At 69.7% G+C, this 6527-nt stretch carries 9 protein-coding genes; 7 read left to right on the top strand and 2 right to left on the bottom strand.

Annotation, left to right across the window (positions count from 1 at the left end):
* Window positions 1–225: 225 nt before the first annotated feature.
* Both V8201_RS14150 and V8201_RS14145 read right to left on the bottom strand, forming a co-directional pair.
* On the bottom strand, window positions 226–666 hold the full coding sequence (locus V8201_RS14150; RefSeq protein ID WP_235199772.1) for a CREC-EF hand family protein: 441 nt from the start codon (window positions 664–666) through the stop codon (window positions 226–228).
* 28 nt (window positions 667–694) lie between these two features.
* The gene (locus tag V8201_RS14145) at window positions 695–1261 is read right to left on the bottom strand and encodes an HNH endonuclease (RefSeq protein WP_037535110.1); all 567 of its coding nucleotides are present in this window, start codon (window positions 1259–1261) and stop codon (window positions 695–697) included.
* A 119-nt stretch (window positions 1262–1380) separates the two neighbouring features.
* On the opposite strand from V8201_RS14145, the gene gluQRS reads away from it, so the two are divergent.
* The 7 genes from gluQRS (at window position 1381) to V8201_RS14110 (ending at window position 6483) form a co-directional block, all read left to right on the top strand.
* Complete coding sequence (gene gluQRS, locus V8201_RS14140; protein WP_336545685.1) at window positions 1381–2253, top strand: tRNA glutamyl-Q(34) synthetase GluQRS; 873 nt, start codon at window positions 1381–1383, stop codon at window positions 2251–2253.
* Between the two features lie 3 nt (window positions 2254–2256).
* Window positions 2257–2487, top strand: a complete 231-nt coding sequence (locus V8201_RS14135; protein WP_037535109.1) for a twin transmembrane helix small protein — start codon at window positions 2257–2259, stop codon at window positions 2485–2487.
* Window positions 2488–2492: 5 nt separating this feature from the next.
* Window positions 2493–3041 (top strand): cob(I)yrinic acid a,c-diamide adenosyltransferase, encoded by a 549-nt coding sequence (locus V8201_RS14130; protein ID WP_037535108.1) that lies wholly within the window; start codon window positions 2493–2495, stop codon window positions 3039–3041.
* 136 nt (window positions 3042–3177) lie between these two features.
* Window positions 3178–4428, top strand: coding sequence for an ergothioneine biosynthesis protein EgtB (egtB, locus tag V8201_RS14125; protein ID WP_336545684.1), 1251 nt, complete (start codon window positions 3178–3180; stop codon window positions 4426–4428).
* Window positions 4428–5405, top strand: coding sequence for an L-histidine N(alpha)-methyltransferase (gene egtD / locus V8201_RS14120; RefSeq protein WP_037535106.1), 978 nt, complete (start codon window positions 4428–4430; stop codon window positions 5403–5405). The genes egtB and egtD overlap by 1 nt, the downstream gene beginning before the upstream one ends.
* A gap of 65 nt (window positions 5406–5470) precedes the next feature.
* Window positions 5471–6340 carry a 3-hydroxybutyryl-CoA dehydrogenase gene (locus V8201_RS14115; RefSeq protein WP_037535105.1) on the top strand — a complete coding sequence of 290 codons (870 nt, stop codon included), beginning with the start codon at window positions 5471–5473 and terminating at the stop codon, window positions 6338–6340.
* Entirely contained in the window at window positions 6337–6483 is a 147-nt protein-coding gene (locus V8201_RS14110; protein ID WP_200870433.1) for a hypothetical protein, read from the top strand. The genes V8201_RS14115 and V8201_RS14110 overlap by 4 nt, the downstream gene beginning before the upstream one ends.
* The last annotated feature ends 44 nt before the right edge of the window (window positions 6484–6527 follow it).

Here is a 6527-nt window from a genome sequence, read left to right as displayed (position 1 = left end):
TACAACCGAACGCGACTGCAATGCCTCGGCTACACCGCTCCTGCTGAACAGCTTGCCAACCTCACGAAACAGTACACGTCCGCAGGAGCACTGGAGCGATACCGCAAAGGTCTCGCAATCCACCGACCGTTCGATCCGACGCCTGGCTCCACAGTGATCGCACCGGAACCGGTCGTGCATCGCCGCCGCCGGGCGCGCCGACGGGCCACCGCCCGCCCCGCGCCCTCACCCCCCGCTGTTCCCGAGCGGATCGCCCGGCACCGGCGTCGTCGGTCGCGCGGTCGGGGAGCGGCCGGCGGCGCGGGCGGCGCGCCATTCCTTTTCCTCTTCGGAGGTGACGGTGCCGTCGTGATTGAGGTCCATCTGGTCGAAGCGCTTGAGCGTGCCTTCGTCCCATTCGATCAGGCTGATCACGCCGTCGCCATTGCGGTCGAGGCCCATCAGGCGGCTGTTCTGGCGGGGCAGCTCGGTCTTGTCGAGCCGGTCGTCGGCGTTGCGGTCGAGCGCGCGGAAACGCCGCTCCATCGTGCTGGTGAAGTCGACGCGGCTGGTCACCGCCGGGGGCACGAAGCCGGCGGCATTGGCGTCCGCCTGCGCCATCTTCTCCTGGCGCTCGCCGCAGCCGGCCAGCATTGCCGGTATCGCGAGCGCCGCCGCGATCATCATCCCCGTCCGCAAACCCGGTCTCCGTTCGTTACGCTTCCAGCTCAACGTCCCAGTAGAGCCAGTCGTGCCATGTGTCGTGGAGATAGTTGGGCGGGAAGGCGCGGCCATGTTCCTGCAAATGCCAGTTGGTCGGCCGGATCGGCTCGACATACAGCGGCATATGCGCCTGTTTTGGCGTCCGCCCGCCCTTCTTGAGGTTGCACGGCGCGCAGGCGGTGACGACATTCTCCCACGTCGTCCGCCCGCCCTGCGCGCGCGGCACGACATGGTCGAAGGTCAGGTCGCGCCCGACGCCGCAATATTGGCAGGCGAATTTGTCGCGCAGGAACAGGTTGAAGCGGGTGAAGGCGGGAAAGGCCGAGGGGCGCACATATTGTTTGAGCGCAATCACCGAGGGCAGCTTGATCTCCGCGGTCGGGCTGCGCACGGTGCGTTCGTAATGCGCGACGATATCGACCCGGTCGAGGAACACCGCCTTGATCGCGGTCTGCCACGGCCAGACGCTGAGCGGATAATAGGACAGGGGCGTGTAGTCGGCGTTGAGTACCAGCGCCGGACAAGAATCGGGGTGACGGATCAGATCGGGATGAAACACGGCTCCTCCCACGGATTACCCGCAGGCCCTGTCGCCCACGAGAGTGACGCTGGTATGACAGCACGCCCGATTGATGGCGGTCAAGCCTTGTGCGGCAGGCCGCGCCCGGTGGCGCGCCGATGACGGCCGTCGTCACCCGCTTCGCGCCGAGCCCGACCGGGCGGCTCCACCTCGGCCATGCCTATGCGGCGTTGCAGGCGCACGACCATGGCCGCGCCGCCGGTGGCCGCTTCCTGCTGCGCATCGAGGATATCGACGGCACGCGCAGTCGCGAGGAGCATGTCGCCGGCATCGTCGAGGATCTCGCCTGGCTCGGCCTCGCCTGGGACGGGCCGGTGCTGCGCCAGTCGACCCGGCTCGCCGCCTATCGCGCGGCGCTGGCGGCGCTGCGCGAGCGCGGCCTTCTCTATGCCTGTTTCTGCACGCGCGCCGATATCGCCGCGAGCGCGTCGGCGCCGCATCACGGGCCGGACGGGCTGGTCTATCCCGGCACCTGCCGGCATCTGCCGGCCGCGGACACGGCGGCGCGCATCGCCGCCGGCGTGCCGCATGCGTGGCGGCTGGCGGTCGACCGGGCGGTCGCGGCGGCGGGGCCGCTCGACTGGCATGATGCGATCGCGGGGCGGCAGCGCGCCGATCCGGGCGCGTTCGGCGACGTCGTGCTGGCGCGCAAGGATGCCCCGGCGAGCTATCACCTGGCGGTGACGATCGACGATGCCGCGCAGGGCATCACCGATGTCGTGCGCGGGCGCGACCTGATGCGCGCCACCGACATCCACCGCTTGCTGCAGGCGTTGCTCGGCCTGCCGACGCCGCGCTACCGCCATCACCCGCTGCTGCTCGGCCCCGACGGCACGCGGCTCGCCAAGCGCAACGGCGCGCCGGCGCTCGCCGATCTGCGTGCCGCGGGCGAGGACGGGCGGGCGCTGGCGGCGGCGTTGCGCGATGGCCGGCTTCCCATTGGCTTTATGGTGGCGAGCGCTTACCTATAGCGGATGAACACCTTCCTCGTCCTGCTGCTGATCGCGGCGATGCTGGCGACGGTGGTCGCGCTGGTGCGTGGCGTCATCGCCTTCCTTCAGGAATCGCATGCGCAGGTGCGCGGCGGCGAAGGGCCGTCCGCCGCCTCGCTCAAGTCGAACAAGATGATGCAGATGCGCATCTTCTTCCAGGCGCTGGCGATCCTGATCGTGGTGCTGATCCTGTTCCTCGCCGGCCGCACCTGACCGCCTTGGTCAAGCTCAACCGCATCTACACGCGCACCGGCGACGCCGGCACCACCGGGCTGGTCGACGGGTCGCGCGTCTCCAAGGCCGATCCGCGCATGGCGGCGATCGGCGACGTCGACGAGGCGAACAGCGCGATCGGCGTCGCCGTCGCCGCGCTCGGCGAGCGGGCGCCTGCGGCGGCGCTGCGCGTCATCCAGAACGACCTGTTCGATCTCGGCGCGGACATTGCGACGCCCGCGGGGATCGACGGCGCGCTGCGCATCGTGCCGGCACAGGTCGCGCGGCTCGAGTCGGAGATCGACGCGATGAACGCCGGTCTCGCGCCGCTGACCAGCTTCATCCTGCCCGGCGGCGACGCCGGTGCCGCGGCGCTCCACCTTGCCCGCGCGATCGTCCGCCGCGCCGAGCGCAGCGCGGTGGCGGCGGAGGGGCTCAACGCGCCGGCGCTCGCCTATCTCAACCGCCTGTCGGACTGGCTGTTCGTCGCGACCCGGGTCGTCAATGGCGCCGGCGCAGGCGACATCCTCTGGCAGCCGGGAGCGAGCCGCTAGCCGATACGGCGCGGGCGGGCTTCCCCGCCCGACGTTTTCCGCCAACCCACGGGAACAAATCCGCAAGCTGCTGCAACCCTTTGGCGTTTCATGCGTCATCCTGATCTGCGGCAAGCCGCACCGGGGAGGGTTTGCCATGTTGAAGATCGCTCCCGCACCGCGTGCCGCCCTTGCCGAGCGGTTCCGCCATGTCCGTGCGCTCACCCTCGCGCTCGCCGCGCCGCTGTCGGATGCCGATGCCACCGTCCAGTCGATGCCCGATGCGTCGCCGACCAAATGGCATCTTGCGCACACCACCTGGTTCTTCGAGACCTTCGTGCTGCGCGACCATGTCGCCGGCTACCGCCTGCACGACGAGCGCTTCCCCTTCCTGTTCAACAGCTATTACGAGGCGGAGGGGCGCCGCCACGCGCGCGACCGCCGCGGCATGATCACCCGCCCGTCGCTCGACGAGGTGCGCGCCTATCGCGCTCATGTCGACGACGCCCTGCTCGCCGCGCTCGACGACCTGCCCGACGCCGCGCGCGAGCTGGTCACGCTCGGCTGCCATCACGAGGAGCAGCATCAGGAGCTGCTCGTCACCGACATCCTCCACCTGTTCGGCGAGAATCCGCTCGAGCCGGCGATCTGGCCCGCCGCGCCCAAGGTACCGGTGGCGATGCCCGGGCCGATCGGCTGGATCGACCATGCCGGCGGCATCGTCCGCGTCGGTCACGGCGGGGAGGGCTTCGCCTTCGATTGCGAAGGCCCGCGCCACGACGCCCTGCTCGCGCCGCATGCCATCGCCGACCGCACCGTCACCAACGGCGAATGGGCGGCGTTCATCGCCGACGGCGGCTATCGCGATCCCGCTTACTGGCTCGCCGACGGCTGGGCGTGGGTCAAGGCGGAGGGTATCGCTGCACCGCTCTATTGGGAGCAACGCGACGGCACCTGGACGCGCTTCGGCCTCGACGGGCGGCGGCCGATCGACCCCGCCGCGCCGGTGACGCACGTCAGCCTCTACGAGGCGGACGCCTATGCGAGCTGGGCCGGCGCACGGCTGCCGACCGAATTCGAATGGGAAGCCGCGGCGCAGGCGCACGACAGCCACGCCGGCAACCAGATGGACGCCGCCGGCCCGGTCGAGCCGCGCCCCGCCGCCGGCCCCGCCTTCTTCGGCAACGTCTGGGAATGGACCGGCAGCGCCTATCGCCCCTATCCCGGCTTCCGCCCGGTCGCAGGCGCGGTCGGCGAATACAACGGCAAGTTCATGAGCGGCCAGTTCGTGCTGCGCGGCGGCAGCTGCGCCACTCCGCGCGGCCATGCCCGCGCCTGCTACCGCAACTTCTTCTACCCGCACCAGCGCTGGCAGTTCACCGGCGTGCGGCTCGCCAAGGATCTGTAATGCTCAAGCCCGAAGTCGAGGACGGCGAGCAGTCGCTCGCCGATCCGCAATTCCGCGCGGACGTGCTCGCCGGGCTCGAACGCCGCCCGCGCGCGATCCCCGCGCGCTGGTTCTACGACCGCCGCGGTTCCGAGCTGTTTGAGGACATCACCAGCGTCCCCGAATATTATCCGACGCGGACCGAGACCGCGATGCTCGAACACGTCTGTGCCGAGGTCGCCGAGGTGGCGGGGCGTGGCCGCGCGGTGGTCGAGTTCGGTTCGGGATCGTCGCTCAAGACGCCGCTGCTGCTGCGCTGCACCGACCCATCCGCTTATGTGCCGATCGACATCTCCGGCGATTTCCTTCGCGAATCGTCGCTGACGCTCGCCGAGGCCTTCCCGGGCCTGCCGGTGCTGCCGTTCGAGGCGGACTTCATGCGCCCGCTGACCCTGCCGCGCGCGGTGGCGGATACGCCCAAGCTCGGCTTCTTCCCCGGTTCGACGATCGGCAACATGATCCCGCTGATGGCGGTCGACCTGCTGCGCACGATGCGCGCCTCGCTCGGCGAGGGCGCGATGCTGCTGATCGGCATGGACCGGATCAAGGACGAGGCGACGCTGGTCGCCGCCTATGACGATGCCGGCGGCGTCACCGCGGCGTTCAACCGCAATCTGCTCGACCGGATCAACCGCGAACTCGCCGGCACCATCCCGGTCGACGCCTTCGCGCACGAGGCGCGCTGGAACGACGACCGCGCGCGGATCGAGATGCACCTCGTCGCGACGCGCGACGTCGCCTTCACCGTCGACGGCCGCCCCTTCGCGATTGCCGAGGGCGAGAGCATCCACACCGAGAACAGCCATAAATACGGCTCGCGCGACGCGCGCATCCTGCTGCGCTCGGGCGGCTGGACGCCGATCCGCGAATGGACCGATCCCGACGGCCTGTTCGGCCTCTATCTCGCCGAGGCGCAGGCGGAACGTCCCGCGCCCTGATGCGCGCCGCTGGCAGCCGCGCCGAAACCGGCTATGGCCGGCGGCAAAGCCAATAGGAGACGGACATGCAGGCAGTGGGAGTGATCGGGTCGGGCCAGATGGGCGCCGGCATCGCCCAGGTTTCGGCGGCGGCGGGCTATCGCGTGCTGCTCAGCGACGTGTCGATCGAGCGCGCCGAGGCGGGCAAGGCGGGCATCGCCAAATTGCTCGCCCGCGCCGTCGACAAGGAGAAGATCGACGCGGCGACGCGCGACGCGACGCTCGCCCGCATCGAACCGGTCGCCGCCCTTGCCGCCATGGCCGAATGCGGACTGGTGATCGAGGCGGCGACCGAGCGCGAGGAGATCAAGCGCGCCATCTTCGCCGAGGTCGGCACGGTGCTCGGCCGCGACGCGATCCTCGCCTCCAACACCTCATCGATCCCGATCACGCGGCTGGCGCAGAGCACGCCAGATCCGGCGCGCTTCATCGGCGTCCACTTCTTCAACCCGGTGCCGGTGATGGGGCTGATCGAGGTGATCCGCGGCCTCGCCACCGCCGACACCACCGTCGCCGCGATCGAGGCCTATGCGGACCGGCTCGGCAAGGCGGTGGTGCGCGCCAATGACGCGCCCGGCTTCATCGTCAACCGCGTGCTGATGCCGATGATCAACGAGGCGATCTTCGCGCTCGGCGAGGGCGTCGCGACGATCCGCGACATTGACCTCGCCTGCCAATTGGGCCTCAACCATCCGATGGGCCCCCTGACGCTCGCCGACTTCATCGGCCTCGACACCTGTCTCGAGATCATCCGCGTCTTGTTCGACGGCACCGGCGATCCCAAATTCCGCCCGGCGCCGCTGCTCGTCAAATATGTCGAGGCCGGCTGGTACGGCCGCAAGACCGGCCGCGGCTTCTACGACTATAGCGGCGCGACCCCGGAGCCGACACGATGAGCCTCGACGATACGATGATCGACACGCCCGACGGGCCGATGACGTTCAAGGAATGGAAGAAGAAGAATCCGGTGCAGCTCCCCTCGCGCCGCACCAAGGGCAAGGACCTGCCCAACAAGGTGAAGATGCGCACCGACGAATAAGGTCCGTCCGCCCTGCCCTTTGCCATTCCCTTCCCTTCGTCATC

Origin of the sequence: Sphingomonas kyungheensis (genome assembly GCF_037120395.1) — a bacterium.
Lineage (GTDB): Bacteria > Pseudomonadota > Alphaproteobacteria > Sphingomonadales > Sphingomonadaceae > Sphingomonas > Sphingomonas kyungheensis.
This window is presented reverse-complemented; position numbering and strand designations above follow the sequence as displayed.

Excerpts from the sequence above, each read along its gene's own strand:
- V8201_RS14150 (WP_235199772.1), bottom strand. The coding sequence starts at position 666 with ATGATGATCGCGGCGGCGCTCGCGATACCGGCAATGCTGGCCGGCTGC.
- gluQRS (WP_336545685.1), top strand. The coding sequence starts at position 1,381 with ATGACGGCCGTCGTCACCCGCTTCGCGCCGAGCCCGACCGGGCGGCTC.
- V8201_RS14135 (WP_037535109.1), top strand. The coding sequence starts at position 2,257 with ATGAACACCTTCCTCGTCCTGCTGCTGATCGCGGCGATGCTGGCGACG.
- egtB (WP_336545684.1), top strand. The coding sequence starts at position 3,178 with ATGTTGAAGATCGCTCCCGCACCGCGTGCCGCCCTTGCCGAGCGGTTC.
- egtD (WP_037535106.1), top strand. The coding sequence starts at position 4,428 with ATGCTCAAGCCCGAAGTCGAGGACGGCGAGCAGTCGCTCGCCGATCCG.
- V8201_RS14115 (WP_037535105.1), top strand. The coding sequence starts at position 5,471 with ATGCAGGCAGTGGGAGTGATCGGGTCGGGCCAGATGGGCGCCGGCATC.
- V8201_RS14110 (WP_200870433.1), top strand. The coding sequence starts at position 6,337 with ATGAGCCTCGACGATACGATGATCGACACGCCCGACGGGCCGATGACG.